Origin of the sequence: Paenibacillus sp. HWE-109, assembly GCF_022163125.1 — a bacterium.
GTDB lineage: Bacteria > Bacillota > Bacilli > Paenibacillales > NBRC-103111 > Paenibacillus_E.
In genome coordinates, this window is record NZ_CP091881.1 from 2,151,040 (window position 1) to 2,168,591 (window position 17,552).

The window sequence follows — 17,552 nt, forward strand, 5'->3', positions numbered from 1 at the left end:
GTATGAATATCATTGAACTTAAAGAAATTACCAAAACCTATAAGCGCGGTCTGGAAGATCTGCCCATTTTGCGTGGCATATCGCTATCTGTGGCCGAAGGTGATTTTGTAGCGATCATCGGGCCGAGTGGATCAGGGAAATCGACGCTGATGAACACGATTGGTTTGTTGGATGTTCCTACCTCAGGCAGTTATATTCTGGATGGCGTCGTAACGGAACATATGAACGATAACGCCCTGGCTGAACTGCGGAATCAGAAAATCGGCTTTATTTTCCAACAATTTAACCTTTTGCCGCGTTTATCAGCAATGGAAAATGTGGAACTTCCGATGATTTATGCGGGGATTGCGAAGAAAGAGCGGCGAGAACGAGCACACAATATGCTGAAGATGCTTGGTATGGGCGAACGCGGTCATCATAAGCCGAGCGAGTTATCCGGCGGTCAACAGCAGCGTGTCGCGATTGCGCGAGCGTTGGCCATCTCCCCATCGCTTATTCTGGCAGATGAGCCGACAGGCGCACTGGATTCCAGAACTGGCGAAGAAGTACTGGAATTAATTTTACAGTTGAATGCACAAGGGAATACGATCGTCCTGATTACGCATGATCATCATATTGCCGATAATGCCCAGCGCGTTGTTGCTCTGCGCGACGGAGTCATCATTGATGACTATCGGAATTCCACGGACAAGGGCGCTGTGAAGCAAGAGGTGAGCGTATGAAGGTAAATGAACTGCTCAGAATGTCTCTGCGGACGATTATTTCGAGCCCGTTGCGAACATTTCTGACCATGCTTGGCGTCATCATCGGAGTTAGTTCGGTTGTCACGTTGGTATCCATCGGGCAAGGGACTTCCGAGCAAATTGCCAAGCAGTACGAGAACATGGGGACGAATCTGTTGGTTGTTACGGCAACCGGGAACGGGCGCGCTACGCAATTGGATTATAATGAACTGATGAATTTCGAGAACTTCCCGGAATTTAAATCCATTGCGCCAACGATGACGAAGAACGGCTCCAATATTAAATATGACCGTACACAGGAGAAATACAATGTAATTGGCACGAATGACCGTTACTTCGGGATCATTAAAGCGACGGTAGACAAGGGGCGCAACCTGTCTCCTACGGATCTTGAGTTTCGCTCGAATGTAGCCGTGCTGGGCAGCGAGGTTGCCAAAACATACTTCGGAACTCTGGACCCCGTTGGCGAGGAAATAAATATTGATGGCGCCGTGTTCAGTGTCATCGGTACGCTCAAAGAGAAGGGTTCCAACATTGGCGGGGCATCCGTCGACAGCTCGGTTATCGTTCCACTGGAGACTGCCAGACGTGTCTTTAAACTAGGGCAAATCCGTACTACCTACGTGGAAGCGCCAACCAAAGACGATATTTATACAGCGCAAGAAACGATGAAGCAATATTTGACTTATAAATTCAAAAGCGACACCGGTTTCGTCTTAACGAATCAGGATGAGCTGCTGAAAGCACGGACTGAAGCGACCAATACGCTTACGAATCAACTAGTAGCTGTAGCGCTGATTTCATTGCTTGTCGGCGGTATCGGCATTATGAATATTATGTTGGTAACGGTAAGTGAACGGACGCGTGAAATCGGTATTCGCAAATCGATTGGCGCCAAGCGACGCAATATTTTGCTGCAATTTCTCGTAGAAGCTGTCGTTATCAGCGGCATGGGCGGATTAATCGGACTTGCGTTAGGGATTGGACTCTCTTATGCGCTGCCCTATTTCAGCCCCAAACAGACCACGAGCTTATCCTTCGATATCAGCTTGTACGCATTCTTATTTTCAGTTCTCGTGGGTGTCATTTTTGGTCTGTATCCGGCCAATAAAGCATCCAAGCTGCGTCCGATCGACGCTTTGCGTTCCGATTAACAAAAACTAAGGAGGACTCCCTGTGAACCAACAACGAAAGATGAAACGCTTGTTCAGCCGTTCGGCAATCATGCTAACGGCCGCAAGCTTCCTGACACTACCATTGGCTACTTCGGCATTCGCTGGCAAAGAGGGTGTGTTTCTCAGCGACTCCGTCTATTTCACGCTGGACAAGGTTGCCTTGTCTGCGGGAGCCGAAGACGGTTCATTGCGCTTCTCGCTGGGGCTGAATAATAACAGCAGCACCCCCGTTGATTTTAATAATTATGGTGTAAAAGTTATCGACACGAACGGTGTATCTTATACAGCGAAGCTTACTGAAAAAGTGACCGCGCGTGTGAAAGCGGGAGAAACCGGGACGTTCAAGTTTACGTCCGAGATTCCGTCGAGCCTGGATGCGAGTCAGTTGAAGGTCGATATTTTTGAGTGGAACTATAATGCGATGCGTGATATTGGAGCTTTGTCAGTTGACGCCGCTTTAGCGGAATCTGGGCAATCCGTTCACCAGCAAGCGGTTATTAGCCTCCAAGAAATTGACGCAACTTTGGGAGATAATGCCTTAATTACGGCACAATTGGGCAGCAGCTATAAAATTTACAAAGATGGCGTTTGGATGGTGTATTCCGATCTTGTGCTGGAAAATTTAAGCGACGCTACGCTCAAGCTCCCTGATGGGCTTGAATTCAACTATCAGGACAGCAAGGGACTGACTTATACCGCAACGTTTGCCAAAGGAGCTGGACAGTCTTTGCTCCCGCAGCAGCCGATTAAGGCGATTCTACAAGCAGCGGTTCCAGCATCGCTGGATACGAACAACTTCTCATTGCTCTTCTCGCCAAAAGGGAAAGTGAAAACGACGGTCCTCGGATCTTTGAGCACAGCCAAAACTTTCGTGATTGGCAAAATCGGGGAAAGCAAAGAGTATCCCAATACGGATGACAACGGTCTCGCTATTTCTACATCCTGGGCCGCTGCAAGCAAGCAATCAGACGGGCTTCATTTGCAGGCGAATGTGACTTTAACGAATAAAAGCGAAGGGGTTGTAACGATTCCCGGCTTGTCGGCAGAGTTCCAAGCGCTGCGCGGCAGCGTGGCGGTTTCCTCCACAGACAACGCCGTGCGGACGACCTACTTGTCACCGAATGAGTCGACGACCTTCCGTTTCTCGGGGATATTGCCGGCCGGACTCAATACAGATGCGCTGCAATTAGTTGTCCTGGAGAAACAGGCAGCTGCTTCGACTACGCCACAAGGCGGAACGACGGGATCGGGTACAACAGGCTCAGGCTCGGGCACAACAGGCAACAACACGAATAGTACGGACACCGGCAGCAAGCAAACAGCAACCTTGCCAGTATCGGTTACGACCTTAGCTGGAGCGGGCAGCGGCGGAGAAGTTTCCTCTTATTCGGCGGCGGAGAATTATACCGTGGGTACGCCGTTTAAATTCACAGCGAGCAATCTGATCGATTCTAATGTGGATGTTTCCTTAGTGGAGATGGGTATGAGTGAGAACGCCGATTTTGGCTTCAAAACGGTTGTGGCGAAGTATAAGCTTACGAATAAAGGGACGACTACCCTGGCAATTCCGGATTTCCAAACCGATCTTACAAATGCCGAAGGATACACCTATTCAGGTGTCCGTCAAACAACAGTTGCCAAAAACATTGCGCCAAACACAAGTTATGTACTTAGTTATTCTTATTTGCTGCCTGGGACTGAGAAAGCGGATAAGCTTGCCCTTAACTTATACGATGCGAATCGCCTGGCCGTAGGTTCTTACAAAACAACTGTTCAAGCTGTACCGACGGAAGGCGCGGTGTCTTTGTATCCATTCAGCATTAAATTGAATGACTACTCGGTAAGTGCGACCTATAACAAAGATTCATCTTATGCGTATCGTCTGCGCTTGGATCTGGATGTAGATCGGCTGGAGCAGGTCATTACGGATGCCAGCTTCTCAACGTTGGCTTTTGAAGTCGTTGATTCTCAAGGACGTCTGCTAAGTACGAAGGCAATGAACTTCACTGGGCAGCAGAAGATTATGTCCGGCGTTCAATTTATCGATTTCGGAACGATCAAGTCGGAGCAATTAGAGTCTAATGTAACGATTAATATGTATGAAGTTGTGGCGACGCCGAATGGTGATGCCAAACGTTTGATAAAATCGTTGAAAATGTAAGGGCAGTTAGCAGTTCTAAATAAGAGCATTAAAATAGACTGCCCCTCAAGGTTCTCAACCTTCTGGGACAGTCTGTTTTTGTGCTATGTATGCGATTCGTCAACCGCTTGATACCCATCCTCAATCAGATCAAGACGACCTGTTTGCGGATCGATGATGAGTCCGTGCACAGGCAGGTTTTTGGGAAGCAGAGGATGATTGCGAATGATGTTGACACTTTTCTCAATCCCTTCTCTGACATGTTCAAAACCAGTCAGCCAACGAGATAAATTAATGCCGGAGTGGCCTAGCGTCGCAATGACGTCATCGGAGATTCCGCGTTTCTTGGCATTGGCTATCACATGATCGGAGTTTAAGCCTGTCATCCCGCAATCATAATGCCCAATGACGAAGACTTCATCGGCATCCAATTCATAGACGGCTACGACGATACTCCGCATAATACTGCCGAAGGGGTGAGAGACGATCGCACCGGCATTTTTAATGATTTTGGCATCGCCATTATGCAAATTCATCGCTTTAGGCAGCAGCTCAACTAACCGAGTATCCATACAAGTGAGGACAACCATTCGCTTATCTGGGAATTTCGTGGTCAGAAATTGTTTGTACCGCTGGGTTTCTACAAATTCTTCATTGTAATTTAAAATCTCATTCACCAAAGACATGGGCTTCCCTCCACTAAGTTGTTTTGCTGCTTGTCTTTATTTTTGCAGCGTTTATCTCTTGTCTACTAAGCTCATACCCGCATTATAAATCTGATTATTACTCTTTAGTATATAGGATTTATTCTTATCGTGAAAGTCAATCGTCATCTTCTCTTCGAAAAAAATTTCGTCTTTGGCTTTGTAAGTCAGTTTGAATTGATTCGTTTCAGCGACCAGTTTTTCCTCTTTGTCTTGGGGAACAATCCACAAAGTAGGCACGCCGTTCACGGAACAACCGCAATCCTCCGTATCGAAAACCAAATTTATGACAGAGTCCTCTTGCAGCAGCGGGGCAATGCGATCTATGGCTGTATCAGTAAAAGTAACGTTCATAGTGATCAACTCCTTCATAATATATGCGGTTAAATGGATTCTTTCCAAAAGGCCTGTCATTATTCTAACATACTCCCGCATAAATTTGATTCTGAGTAGGGGACGAAGTATGATAAATTAAGAAACTTTTGGGAGGAGATTGAAGCATGAGTGTGCAAGCAGCCCCAGCCAAGCTGGAATCGTTTAAGGCCTATGTTCGCAAAATGAAGCAGTACGAGGAGGCTATTGCCTTAATTTATTGGGATATGCGCACCGGCGCTCCGAAGAAAGGCATTGAAACACGTTCGGAAGTTGTCGGCGAATTATCTACAGAGGTTTTCCGTATGTCTACATCCGATGAGATGGGCAGCTATGTAGAGTTCTTTACACAACCTGATGAGCTTGAGCAGTTAGATGCGATTTCCCGAAAAATGGTTCTGGAATGCAAGAAGGAATACGATCGCAGTAAAAAGATACCGGCTGAGAAATATCAAGCCTATGTTGTTCTTACTTCACAAGCGGAGTCCGCCTGGGAAGGCGCCAAGCACAATTCCGATTGGGCTTCCTTCCAGCCATACCTCGAGAAAATTGTTGCTGCAACGCAAGAATTTATTGAATTGTGGGGATATGAGGGTCATAAATATAACACGTTATTAGATATGTACGAACCGGGAATGACCGTAGACAAATTAGATGAAGTATTCGGCGCACTGCGTGAGAAAGCTGTTCCTTTGCTGCAAAGGATTCAAGCTTCTCCCAAACAGCCGAATCGCGCCTTTTTGGATCAACAGTTTGAAATCAGCAAACAGAAGCAATTTTCCTTGTCCATTTTGAAACAGATGCAGTATGACTTTGATGCAGGCCGCCTGGATGAGACCGTACATCCGTTTGCTACAGCCCTTAACCCAGGTGATGTAAGAATCACTACTCGTTACTTGCCGAATGATATTACATCCGCTCTCTTCGGAACGATTCACGAAGGCGGTCATGCCTTGTATGAGCAAAATATTTCCCAAGATCTGGTCGGCACGAATCTGTGCACGGGCACCTCGATGGGAATTCACGAATCACAATCCCGATTCTGGGAAAATGTTATCGGCCGCAGCAAAGCGTTCTGGGAACGGTACTACGGAGAGCTGCAAACGACATTCAACGGCCAGATTGATGACGTAGATGTCAATGACTTCTACAGGGCGATTAATCATATCGAACCATCCCTAATTCGGATTGAAGCGGATGAATTAACGTATAACCTGCATATTATGATTCGTTATGAGCTGGAAAAAGGCTTATTCAATGGGACGATTGCTGTCGCAGATTTACCGCAAGCGTGGAACGCCAAATATGAAGAGTATTTGGGTGTTGTGCCTGCGAACGATGGGGAGGGTGTGCTGCAGGATGTTCATTGGTCTGGTGGTGCATTTGGCTATTTCCCATCCTATGCGTTAGGCAACATGTACGCCGCGCAGTTCACCGAGACGCTGCGCAAAGAACTCCCGAACTTTGACCAGTTAATAGCTGCGGGCAACCTGGTGCCCATCAAAGAATGGTTAACGGACAAAGTGTACCAACACGGCAAACTGTTGACTCCGAATGAAATTATTGTGCAAGTGACTGGGGAAGAATTGAATCCTGATTACTTAGTCGCTTATTTGGAAGAGAAATACAAAGCCGTTTATGACATTTAATTGCTGGCTCTAAGCGTCTCTGACTAAAAGCAGCTACTATTGATGTCAGGCCAGATTCATTCGTTGGAAAAGAATAATTGAACGACAAAGGAGCTAAGCAGCTTGTATCTGCTTAGCTCTTTTATTTTTGGCGCGACTACTAATCCCCTTACGAACTCAATACCCTGTATTTGATCAAAATGGTGCATTTAAAAAATCTAATGAATCCCCAGCATGTTATCTCACTTAAACGGTCACTATTCCGCCTAAAAACTGCTTGATAACGCCAATTGAGTTCATTAGATCGCCAAAGTAGCCAATTTCTCGTCAATAAGCATCATACAGTTCATTAGAGTGACGGAGTGGTTGTGTAGCTGCTGCCAATGAGAACGAGAGAGGGGATGGGGATGGGTGCAGGTACCAGCCTTTTTTTATTTTGACAACGGTTTCCCGAGTGATCAGCGTTAACCGACTTCTGGGCTCCTGCATAGGATACAGTACAACTTAAATCGGAGGGACGTCTATGAACAATCGGAAAAGAATGGGAATCGCCTTATCTGCCGTCCTACTGCTTAGCATTGTCGTTTCAGCGTGCGGCACCAAGAGTACAGAAACCACAAAAGTACGGATTGGTGAAGTAACACGATCGATCTTTTATGCGCCGCAGTATGTCGCGTTGTCTCAAGGTTTTTTCAAGGATGAGGGCCTGGATGTAGAACTTACAACAACACCTGGCGGCGATAAAACGATGACGGCTTTGCTGTCCAACGCGATTGATGTCGCGCTCGTTGGTTCGGAAACATCGATCTATGTCTCCCAGCAAGGATCGGATGATCCCGTGATCAATTTTGCTCAATTGACGCAAACCGATGGCACTTTCCTGGTAGCTCGCAAAAAAGCGGATACGTTTGATTGGAAAGCATTGAAAGGGTCCGTGTTTCTCGGCCAACGAAAAGGCGGCATGCCCCAAATGGCTGGAGAGTTCACCCTCAAGAAGCATAATATTGATCCTAAGAAAGACCTGGAGCTGATTCAAAATATTGAATTCGCGAATATTGCCTCCGCCTATTCGTCGGGCACCGGGGAGTATGTGCAGCTCTTCGAACCGCAGGCTTCCATCGTGGAGAAAGAAGGCAAAGGCTTTGTGGTCGCTTCCTTCGGTGTGGAAAGTGGACATTTGCCGTACACCGTGTATATGACCAAACAAAGCTTCCTGAAGTCCAATGCCGCTACTACACAGAAATTCACGAATGCGATTCAACGCGCGCAGCTGTGGGTTGCCTCCAAAAGCGTAGATGAAATTACTACGGCTGTACTGCCCTATTTCAAAGATATTGATGTGGGGATCGTGAAGAGTGTTGTGAAACGATATAAAGACCAAGGCTCTTTTGCAACAGATGGCATTGTAGATGAACAAGAGTGGAACAATTTGTTGGATGTAATGGCTTCAGCAGGTGAATTGAAAGAGAGAGTGGCTTGGAAAACATTAGTCAACAATTCCTTTGCGGAAAAAGCAAGAACCACTGTAAAACCTTAAAGCAGGTGTCATGAAGCGGTTGAATGGAACGAGAGAGGAGTACGAACATGGATTCAGCTGTGACTGTTAAAGACGTAACACAAGTCTATGTAACCGAGGAGCGGGCAACACTCGCTGTGGAGCAGATTGATTTTACGATTGAACGTGGTGAATTCGTTAGTTTGATCGGTCCCAGCGGCTGCGGGAAGACGACTCTCTTATCCATTATAGCCGGGCTCATCAAACCCACTGCGGGGACTGTAACGGTGGCAGGGAAGAAGGTAAGCGGCCCTTCAACCGCGGTTGGTTATATGCTGCAGCAGGATTATCTCTTTCCTTGGCGCACGATTGAAGCTAATGCCTGCATGGGGCTGGAAATTACAGGCACATTGACGAAGGACACCAAGCAGCATGTTCTGCATTTATTGGAGGAGATGGGACTGCTCGGATTCAAAGATTATTACCCTTCGCAGCTGTCAGGGGGCATGCGTCAAAGGGTGGCGTTAGTACGTACGCTTGCCACAGAGCCCGAATTATTACTGCTTGATGAACCGTTCTCGGCTCTTGATTATCAAACCAAGCTGCAGTTGGAAGATCTGGTTGTTGAGACGCTGCATGCCAAACAGAAGACGGCACTGCTGGTGACGCATGACATCACAGAAGCGATTGCGATGAGTGATCGCATTATTGTTCTTGATCCCAATCCGGGCCGTATTCGGCAAACCTTCCAGATTCCGGATGACATTCGGCAAACGACGCCTTTCGAAGCACGGGAGTTAGCTGGGTTTCATGCACTCTTTCGCAGGATATGGCAGGAATTTGGAGGGCATGAAGCATGAGCGAGAAACAGCTGCAGAAACAATCCGCAGATAGAATGCTGACCAATCAAGTTCATCAGGATTTTGTTGTGGCCAGGAAAAAGGAAACGAAGTACGTCAGGCTGGTTCAAGCCGCGATTCTCCTGCTATTTTTTGCGCTCTGGGAACTGGCTGCGCGGTTAAAATGGATTGATGTGCTCCTATTTAGTTACCCGACGAAAGTTTTCAAGTTGTTATGGGATAAATTGCTGGATGGAAGTCTTCTGCCGCATGTGGGGGTCACGGTGGTAGAGACGATAATCGGATTTGCTTTGGGTACCTTATTCGGAACTGCATTAGCGGTTGTTATTTGGTGGTCGCCATTTCTATCCAGGGTGCTTGATCCATACATCGTAGTTCTGAACAGCATGCCCAAGGTGGCGCTTGGTCCTCTATTTATTGTCGGTCTCGGTCCTGGTCTCCTATCTATCATTGCCACAACGCTATCCATTACCGTAATCATTACAACACTTGTCGTGTATGGGAGTTTTAAAGAAGTTGATCACAACTATGTCAAAGTCGTTACGTTATTCGGGGGATCTCAGCGTAAAATCTTTCTAAAGGCTATTCTCCCAGCCTCTTTTCCCGCTATCGTCTCCACGCTGAAAGTCAATGTAGGCTTAGCTTGGGTTGGTGTCATTGTTGGGGAATTTCTCGTTTCTCAAATAGGCCTCGGTTACTTGATCATATATGGTTTTCAAGTGTTTAATTTCACTTTGGTCATTTCCACTTTGTTTGTCATTGCGATCGTCGCGACAGTGATGTATCAGGTCGTGTCTTATCTGGAAAAAAGATTGACCAAACATCGGTGAAGCTTGCCACTTTCTGTCGAAAATGAAATAATGAGCCCATAGTTAAAACCAGTAAAGAGGTGAAACGCTATGGGCTTTCGTGTGCTTAAAACCGCCCTTGCGGTCGTCATTGCCATGTATTTAGCGCATATACTAGGAATCAAAACACCTGCCGCAGCAGGTCTTCTTGCCATTCTTGGCATAGAAGTGACGAAGAAAAAAGGGATTCAAAGCGCACTTCATCGGATTGCAGCGTCCCTGCTTGCCCTGTTAATGGGTTGTTTGCTGTTTCGTATGATCGGTTTTCATGTATGGGTTGTCGGCATCTTCCTGCTCCTTGTTTTTCCGCTGCTGTATCGCTTGCGAATTACAGAAGGGGCTGTGACGGGAGCTGTCGTGATGCTGCATCTTTTTGCTTATGAAGATGCCAGTTGGGGAGCTGTTCTCAATGAAGTCATTCTCCTAGTGGTTGGATTAGGCACGGCGACACTTATCAATATTGCTTATATGCCTAAGGCAGATAAGGCGATTGTAGGGCATAAAGAGCAGATTGAAGTTTTATTTTCGGCTATTTTTGTCAATTTGGCCAAGCATCTGCGCGATAATACGGTAATTTGGGATGGGAAAGAGCTGCTGGAGGTTAGCGAAGAAATCGAGCAGGGGGCTGGGCTGGCGAAGCGCTCCATGGAAAATCGGCTTATTTTCGGAGGGGACCCTTATTGGCGTGTCTATTTCTTCATGCGGGGGGAGCAGCTGGAATCGATACATCGGATGATTGATCTAGTCGCTCAAGTGTACCAGACGCTGCCGCAAGGGGAGCTTGTCGCTGATATCCTTGAAGATATCAGTCACTCTGTCAAGCAAGATTACTATACAGGCGAATCGGAGAAAGACTTGCAAGAACTGGAGGCTCGTTACAAAAAAATGCCGCTGCCGGAGAGCCGCGAGGAATTTGAGGTGCGATCCGCGATATTTCAGCTAAACCGGGAACTCATGCACTATTTATCGATCGCCAAAAAGCAAAAAAAACAGCGTCCCGAGGCAGGTTGACTCTGACAGATATCGGTATTTTTATTAAGTAAAAATAATATAAAATAATTGTCACTCTAGACTACTGTCCTGCATACACTTGTAATGAATGATTGTATGGAGGAGGTTGAAAGGATGTCATTAGATAAAGATTTGCAATGCAGAGAGATCATTACAAAGGCTGTCTGCGGTAAAGGTCGCAAATTTTCACATGTAAGTCATACCGTGACTCCGCCCTTTTCTCCGACCAGTATATTGGGCGCTTGGATTATTAATAACCAATTCGAGGCGATCCAATCCGGAGATGGCGTAGAGGTAGTTGGTACTTATGATATCAACATCTGGTATTCTTACGATCGCAACACCAAAACAGACGTAGCAAAAGAAACCATTTCGTATGTAGAAATCGTTGGACTAAGCTATCTGGACAAAAAACATAAGCCGACTACTGCCGAAGTGTCTGCTGTCGCAACGCAAGAACCGAACTGTGTGGAAGCCAGTATCTCTTCAAGCGGCGACAGCGTTATTATTCGGGTAGAACGCGAATTCCAAGTCGAACTGATTGCCGAAACGAAAGTCTGTGTAGTCGTTTGCACCAACGGCTGCAATGACTTTGACGACAAGCATGTGGATTTCGATGATCACGGCGATGGAGATTTCGAGGATCTCGATGCCGACTTGCTCGAGGAAGATTTGGATTAAGAATCTATACGCCAGTGTATGCTGGCGCGAGAGATTCGGCAGAGGGCATTTGCCCTCTTTTTTGTTTTTTGGCGATAATTGGGCATTAGGCCATTCTGCGATTCGGGGATTGCCATAGTGTGAGGATAAGGGGCTTGGATATGGAAACATTTCTGCTGCATGCACAGGAACCAGATGCATTGGAGTTAGCCGGTCTTGCGCGGATTCCCAGTGGATCCCAATTGCCTCAGGACTGGCGCGGCAAGGTTATCATTCATTGGGGAGCGGCGCATGATGAATGGCCGCTCAAGCAAGCGCTTCAGCCCATTAAAGCGATTATTAGAGCCCAAAAGCGCTCCAAACGCGAAGAAATGCTGCATTTGCATGGGATCAAGACCATGGTTTCACATAAAGAGGACAACGTCGCTTTTGCTCATAAATATAAAGTTGCTGTCTTTCACTTGCAGACATTAGTCGTTTATGAAAAGAATGAAACCTTGTTGCTTACGGAGAAAACGCTGTTTGAGCAAAGAAAATCAAACGCTCACCCAGCATACATAGAAGTGTCTCCGGCTAGAGCGAGTTTTCATGTTCGCAGAGCTAGCCGGGAGGCAGTCAAATCAATCTACGCGCTAGGCTTGGATTATGGGCTTGTGACTATCGGCGTGCTGCGCAGCGGGCATACCCTTGTGCTGGACGTGGATCCGGTGCCCAAGCTTAATGAACGCTTGGCGCAGCTGTTTGCGCAGGCGCTCGATCGCTACGAGCTCGGCCTGGCGAAGGAACTGCGCCGGAAGGAACGCGTGATGCTCGGCAGCGACCCTGAGTTCCTGCTGCTCAGCCCGCAGGGCAAGGTGGTTTTCGCCGACAAATTCCTGACGCGGGAAGGCGAAGTGGGCTGCGATGCGATCGTGCTCAGCGGGCATCGTCTGATCCTCCCGCTGGCCGAGCTGCGCCCGCAGCCGAGCACGGACCCGCGTGAGCTCGCGAGAAATCTGCAGGCAACGATGAAGCTCGCGACGCAGGCGATCCCCGACGAGAGCCTGGCGTGGCTCTCGGGCGGCATGCCGGTTGGCGGCTATCCCCTCGGCGGACACATCCACTTCAGCCGCTGTTGGCTGAATGGGCATTTGCTGCGGGCGCTCGATAATTACCTCGCGCTGCCTTTGATCTTGATCGAGGGGGATACGACACGTGCGCGCCGTCCCCGGTATGGCTTCCTGGGCGACTTTCGCAAGAAGTCGCATGGAGGCTTCGAATACCGCACACTGCCAAGCTGGATGCAGTCGCCGCTGATCACGCGAGGCATCTTTGCGCTAGCTTCGCTGATCGCGGACAATTACTGGCTGCTGCCGCGGCAGCCTTTGCAGGACCCTGATATGCAAGCCGCTTATTATGGCGGCGATAAGCAGAGAATCCTGAGTGCGGTGACGAAGCTGTGGCAGGATCTTGAGCAGTTGAAAGGGTATGAAGTCCTTTCGGCAGATTTGGATCGCCTTAAGACGAGAATCATGTCCTTGGTGCCATGGGATGAAAAGGCCGATATTCGCAAGGCATGGAAAATTGCGCCGTATCACCCTGAAAGAAGCTTTTGAAGAACAAATCATGTTATAATAATTTATCCAGTCTATAGAGGCTCTTAGGTTGATTTAAGAGTCTCTATGACTTCCTGCATGGTTAACATACTTAGCGTCCTAGGCGAACAATTCGGTGCCTTTGACCTGTTTTATTGCAAACATATGAAAACAGCAACATAATAGTTTCATAGATTTACCATGAATTCACTGATTGGTTGGAGGAACGCAAGGTGGCCCAATATACGCCGATGATTCAGCAATACTTGGCCGTGAAGGCGCAAGTCCCGGATGCATTTCTGTTTTTTCGCCTGGGAGATTTCTACGAAATGTTTTTTGATGATGCGATCAATGCTTCACGCGAGCTTGAGATTACCTTAACTGGCAGAGAAGGCGGCGCTGATGAGAAAATACCGATGTGCGGTGTTCCTCATCATGCAGCCGAGAATTATATGTCCCGGCTTATCGAGAAAGGCTACAAGGTCGCGATCTGCGAGCAAGTCGAAGACCCGGCCGAAGCCAAGGGCGTTGTGCGCCGTGAAATTGTGCGTATCGTGACGCCAGGAACGGTTATGGACAGCAAGCTGCTGGGAGAATCGAGCAACAATTATATCGTTTCTTTGGTCAGTCGTGAGGATGGTTATGCTTTTACAGCTTGTGATATTTCAACGGGTGAGCTGTATACAACTTTGCTGGCGAATTCCTGGGAACTTGTTGTCGATGAGTTGAATGTGTACAACCCTTCGGAAATCATTACGAGTCAGGGGTTGTTGACAACCATTCGCGAAACGGGAGTTACTTGGGGACGCAACACGGTTTTGACGGAATGGACGCTGGTGGACGAAAAGCTGCTCGATGAGCACTTTGCAGACGATCCCGCTTTGACTTCCTTGTCTGCCTTGAACCGTCAGGGCGTAGCAGCGCTTCTTGCTTATTTGAAAGAAACACAGAAACGCGCGTTGACCCATGTCAAGCACATTCGTTTATATGAACCCGATCAATTCATGACGATGGACCCTTTTACAAGACGTAATCTGGAACTCGTAGAAACCGTTCGGGAACGCGCCAAGAAAGGTTCTCTCTTATGGTTGCTGGACAAAACGGTTACTGCGATGGGAGCCCGGATGCTGCGCCGCTGGATTGAGAAGCCCTTGATGAGTGTTTCACGTATCGAAGAACGCTTGGAAGCTGTCAATTTGCTCTATAATCAGCTCATCGTGCGCGACGATGTAAAACAAGCTTTGAAAGAAGTTTACGATTTGGAACGCCTGGTTGCTCGTATTTCGTATGGGAATGCGAATGCCCGCGATATGATAGCTTTGAAGCATTCCTTGCAGCAAGTTCCGCTGCTGCAGCAGGTATGCACGAATTCTGGCTCAGAGACACTGCGTAAGCTCGTTGACCAAATGGACAACTGTGAGGATGTTATGTCCTGGATTGCGAATGCGATTGAAGATGAGCCGCCGGTTTCGATTCGGGATGGCGGGATGATCCGTGAAGGCTATCAGCCGTATCTGGATCAATTGCGTGAAGCGAGCAAAAACGGCAAGCAATGGATTGCCGAGCTGGAGCGCCAGGAGCGTGAAGCAACGGGGATTAAGTCACTCAAAATCGGCTACAACAAGGTGTTCGGCTATTTCATCGAAGTGACCAAGGCGAACATGTCAGCGCTGCAGGAAGGCCGTTATGAGCGCAAGCAAACGTTGGCCAACGCCGAGCGCTACGTAACGCCGGAACTCAAGGAGAAAGAAGCGCTGATTCTGGAAGCGCAGGACAAAATGGTCGATCTGGAGTATGAGCTGTTCACAGAGCTGCGCGACCGGATTTCACAGCATATCTCCAGATTGCAGAAGCTGGCGGAAGTTATTGCGACCGCTGATGTGTATCAATCGCTGGCCGCGGTCAGCGCCGCGCAGCACTTCCGCAAGCCGGAGATCGGCGAAGGCTTCGATCTCCAGATCGAAGAAGGCCGCCATCCAGTCGTGGAGGCGGTTATCCAAGACGGCTCGTTCATCGCGAACGATACGCGCCTTGAGCAAGAGCAGGGCCGCATTCTGCTGATTACCGGTCCGAATATGGCCGGCAAAAGCACGTATATGCGGCAGGTTGCCGTGATCTGCCTGCTCGCGCAGATTGGCTGTTTCGTGCCTGCCCGATCCGCGCGCATTCCGGTTACCGACCGCATTTTCACGCGGATCGGAGCGGCGGATGACCTAATCGGCGGCCAAAGCACCTTCATGGTCGAGATGATGGACATTCAGGTGATGACCGAGAAGGCGACGAGCAAGAGTCTCGTCATCATCGATGAGTTGGGCCGCGGGACATCGACCGGCGAAGGCATGGCGATCGCGCAGGCGGTTATTGAGTTCCTGCACGACCGCATTGGCTGCAAGACGCTTGTATCTACGCATTTCCACGAGCTTGCCCACTTGGAAGAGAGTTTGTCGCATCTGCGGAACCACTGCATGGCGGTCAAAGAAAGCGGCCGGCAGGTGACGTTCCTGCGCAAGCTCATTCCCGGGGCAGCCAGTACAAGTTACGGCATCTACTGTGCCGAAATCGCCGGGCTGCCCGATGCGATCATTCAGCGCTCCTACGAGCTGCTGAACGGGTTTGAAGAGCGGGCGGCGGGCGCAGCCCAGATCGCGGCGACGACAGCGGCTGCCTTCCCCGTGAAGGCAGCCCCGATCCAGCAATTGTCACTCTTCGAGGAAGAGCATGCAGCAAGCTCTGCCGTCAAGAAGAAGCCGGACGGCAAATCTCAGCTGGTGATCGACCAGCTGAAGGGGATCGATTTAATTAATATGACGCCGCTGCAGGCGCTTAATTTAGTTTATGAGTGGAAACAAAAGCTGCAATAATGCCATTATTCATTTGATAATCCAAGGAGAGAGCCGCATATGAACAAACAGCCAAGAATGAAAACGATGAAAGTATCCTTAGCGTTAGCGTCGGCTCTAATGACGGTACTGCCTGTCAGTGCCATCGCACAAGAAGATTTGCAAACGCAGCAAGTGCGGGAAATTATCGGCAAACTGCATGTCAGTGGCGTGACAGAAGAAGCGCTGGCGAACCAAAGCATCAAGCAAATGATCGAAGGATTGAAAGATCCGTACACCGTCTTTTTTAGCCAAGAAGAGTATGGTCAATTCTCCAGTTCCTTGGAAAATAACTATGTCGGGATGGGCGCTCGCATCGGGATCGATGATCAGGGTGTCTATTTATCGGAAATTTTTGCCGGCTCGCCGGCCGAAATCGCTGGTTTGAAGCGTGATGATTATGTGCGTGCTGTTGATGGCGTCACAGCCTCCAAAACGTCGATAGATGAAGTGCGGAACAAGATTGTCGGCGTGGAAGGTTCCAAAGTGAAAGTAACCGTTGAACGGGCTGGTAAAGAACTGACCGTAGAATTAACGCGCAAAGGGGTTAATGTCCCTGAGGTGTATAGTAAAGCTTTGACCGATGGGGTTGGATACATTCAAATTACGGATTTCTCCAGTGATGCGGACGAGGATTTTGACAAGCAACTCCAGGATCTTCAGGCCAAAGGCTTGAAATCATTAATTCTCGACGTTCGCAACAACCCAGGCGGATTGGTCGATACGGCGCAGAACATTGCTAAGCATTTTGTCAAAGAAGGCGTTTTGATTCATACGAGAGATCGCAATGGTGTAGATGATCCTGTCACCATCACGGGTGGATCAGAGTTGAATATACCGGTGTATGTCTTGGCGAATGAGAACAGTGCAAGCGCATCTGAGGTACTGTCGGGAGCCTTGCAGGATTACAAAGTAGCGAAAGTTATTGGGATGCAAACGTATGGCAAAGGAAGCGTCCAGCAACTTTTCCAATTGGACAACAAAAGTGCTTTGAAGGTAACGATTGAAGAGTACCTGACACCGAACAAGCGCAAAGTGAACAAAGTGGGGATTACCCCGGATATCAAAGTAGATGGATCTGCCGCTCAATTGATTACGGCGTTGCAAGTCGCTGGCATTTCAGATATTAATGTGGAAATCACGAAACATACGGTGACCTATAATGGCAAGGAGCTGGCAACCGGATTTGGCACTTTCCATGAAAAAGGCAAATTGTTTGCTAATACCCGTGGGCTTGCCGCACTCGTCGGAGCCACCATCACTTGGAATGAAGCGAATCATACGGTTGATATTGCCGACAGCAAAGGCACGCATGCGATTCCGGTTGAAGAGGATAAATTGATTATTGAGAATGGGATTAGTTACATCAATGTGGATCTATTTGACGATTATTTTCCACAATTGAAAGTGAATGACCAAGGAGAGAATGTTTCCATTCGCGCTGTAAAGGGGAACTAGGAAAT

The 17,552-nt window shown here is 48.3% G+C and carries 14 protein-coding genes; 12 read left to right on the forward strand and 2 right to left on the reverse strand.

The window, feature by feature from the left end:
- The first annotated feature begins 2 nt into the window (after positions 1-2).
- From LOZ80_RS08535 to LOZ80_RS08545, 3 genes are read left to right on the forward strand one after another with little or no spacing between them, the layout of a single operon-like run.
- On the forward strand, positions 3-722 hold the full coding sequence (locus LOZ80_RS08535) for an ABC transporter ATP-binding protein (protein ID WP_283214745.1): 720 nt from the start codon (positions 3-5) through the stop codon (positions 720-722).
- Positions 719-1,897, forward strand: a complete 1,179-nt coding sequence (locus LOZ80_RS08540; protein WP_189014440.1) for an ABC transporter permease — start codon at positions 719-721, stop codon at positions 1,895-1,897. The genes LOZ80_RS08535 and LOZ80_RS08540 overlap by 4 nt, the downstream gene beginning before the upstream one ends.
- A 22-nt stretch (positions 1,898-1,919) precedes the next feature.
- Positions 1,920-4,079, forward strand: coding sequence for a hypothetical protein (locus LOZ80_RS08545; RefSeq protein ID WP_238171028.1), 2,160 nt, complete (start codon positions 1,920-1,922; stop codon positions 4,077-4,079).
- Between the two features lie 83 nt (positions 4,080-4,162).
- Here the strand turns inward: LOZ80_RS08545 and LOZ80_RS08550 are convergent, their stop codons facing one another.
- The gene (locus LOZ80_RS08550; RefSeq protein WP_238171029.1) at positions 4,163-4,744 is read right to left on the reverse strand and encodes a beta-class carbonic anhydrase; all 582 of its coding nucleotides are present in this window, start codon (positions 4,742-4,744) and stop codon (positions 4,163-4,165) included.
- Between the two features lie 51 nt (positions 4,745-4,795).
- Complete coding sequence (locus tag LOZ80_RS08555; RefSeq protein WP_238171030.1) at positions 4,796-5,116, reverse strand: iron-sulfur cluster biosynthesis family protein; 321 nt, start codon at positions 5,114-5,116, stop codon at positions 4,796-4,798.
- A 146-nt stretch (positions 5,117-5,262) separates the two neighbouring features.
- On the opposite strand from LOZ80_RS08555, the gene LOZ80_RS08560 reads away from it, so the two are divergent.
- The 9 genes from LOZ80_RS08560 to LOZ80_RS08600 all read left to right on the forward strand — a co-directional run bounded on the left by LOZ80_RS08560 (position 5,263) and on the right by LOZ80_RS08600 (position 17,547).
- Positions 5,263-6,783 carry a carboxypeptidase M32 gene (locus LOZ80_RS08560; RefSeq protein WP_238171031.1) on the forward strand — a complete coding sequence of 507 codons (1,521 nt, stop codon included), beginning with the start codon at positions 5,263-5,265 and terminating at the stop codon, positions 6,781-6,783.
- 502 nt (positions 6,784-7,285) lie between these two features.
- Positions 7,286-8,299 carry an ABC transporter substrate-binding protein gene (locus LOZ80_RS08565; protein ID WP_238171032.1) on the forward strand — a complete coding sequence of 338 codons (1,014 nt, stop codon included), beginning with the start codon at positions 7,286-7,288 and terminating at the stop codon, positions 8,297-8,299.
- Between the two features lie 47 nt (positions 8,300-8,346).
- Entirely contained in the window at positions 8,347-9,117 is a 771-nt protein-coding gene (locus LOZ80_RS08570) for an ABC transporter ATP-binding protein (RefSeq protein ID WP_238171033.1), read from the forward strand.
- Positions 9,114-9,947 (forward strand): ABC transporter permease, encoded by an 834-nt coding sequence (locus LOZ80_RS08575; RefSeq protein ID WP_443147017.1) that lies wholly within the window; start codon positions 9,114-9,116, stop codon positions 9,945-9,947. Before LOZ80_RS08570 ends, LOZ80_RS08575 begins: the two co-directional genes overlap by 4 nt.
- A 69-nt stretch (positions 9,948-10,016) precedes the next feature.
- The gene (locus LOZ80_RS08580; protein WP_238171034.1) at positions 10,017-10,976 is read left to right on the forward strand and encodes an aromatic acid exporter family protein; all 960 of its coding nucleotides are present in this window, start codon (positions 10,017-10,019) and stop codon (positions 10,974-10,976) included.
- Between the two features lie 114 nt (positions 10,977-11,090).
- Positions 11,091-11,657 carry an outer spore coat protein CotE gene (locus LOZ80_RS08585; protein WP_189014423.1) on the forward strand — a complete coding sequence of 189 codons (567 nt, stop codon included), beginning with the start codon at positions 11,091-11,093 and terminating at the stop codon, positions 11,655-11,657.
- A gap of 140 nt (positions 11,658-11,797) precedes the next feature.
- Complete coding sequence (locus LOZ80_RS08590) at positions 11,798-13,231, forward strand: putative amidoligase domain-containing protein (RefSeq protein WP_238171035.1); 1,434 nt, start codon at positions 11,798-11,800, stop codon at positions 13,229-13,231.
- A gap of 212 nt (positions 13,232-13,443) precedes the next feature.
- Positions 13,444-16,071 carry a DNA mismatch repair protein MutS gene (mutS, locus tag LOZ80_RS08595; RefSeq protein WP_238171036.1) on the forward strand — a complete coding sequence of 876 codons (2,628 nt, stop codon included), beginning with the start codon at positions 13,444-13,446 and terminating at the stop codon, positions 16,069-16,071.
- A gap of 39 nt (positions 16,072-16,110) precedes the next feature.
- Positions 16,111-17,547: a S41 family peptidase gene (locus tag LOZ80_RS08600; RefSeq protein ID WP_238171037.1), complete on the forward strand. Its 1,437-nt coding sequence runs from the start codon at positions 16,111-16,113 to the stop codon at positions 17,545-17,547.
- Positions 17,548-17,552 lie beyond the last annotated feature (5 nt).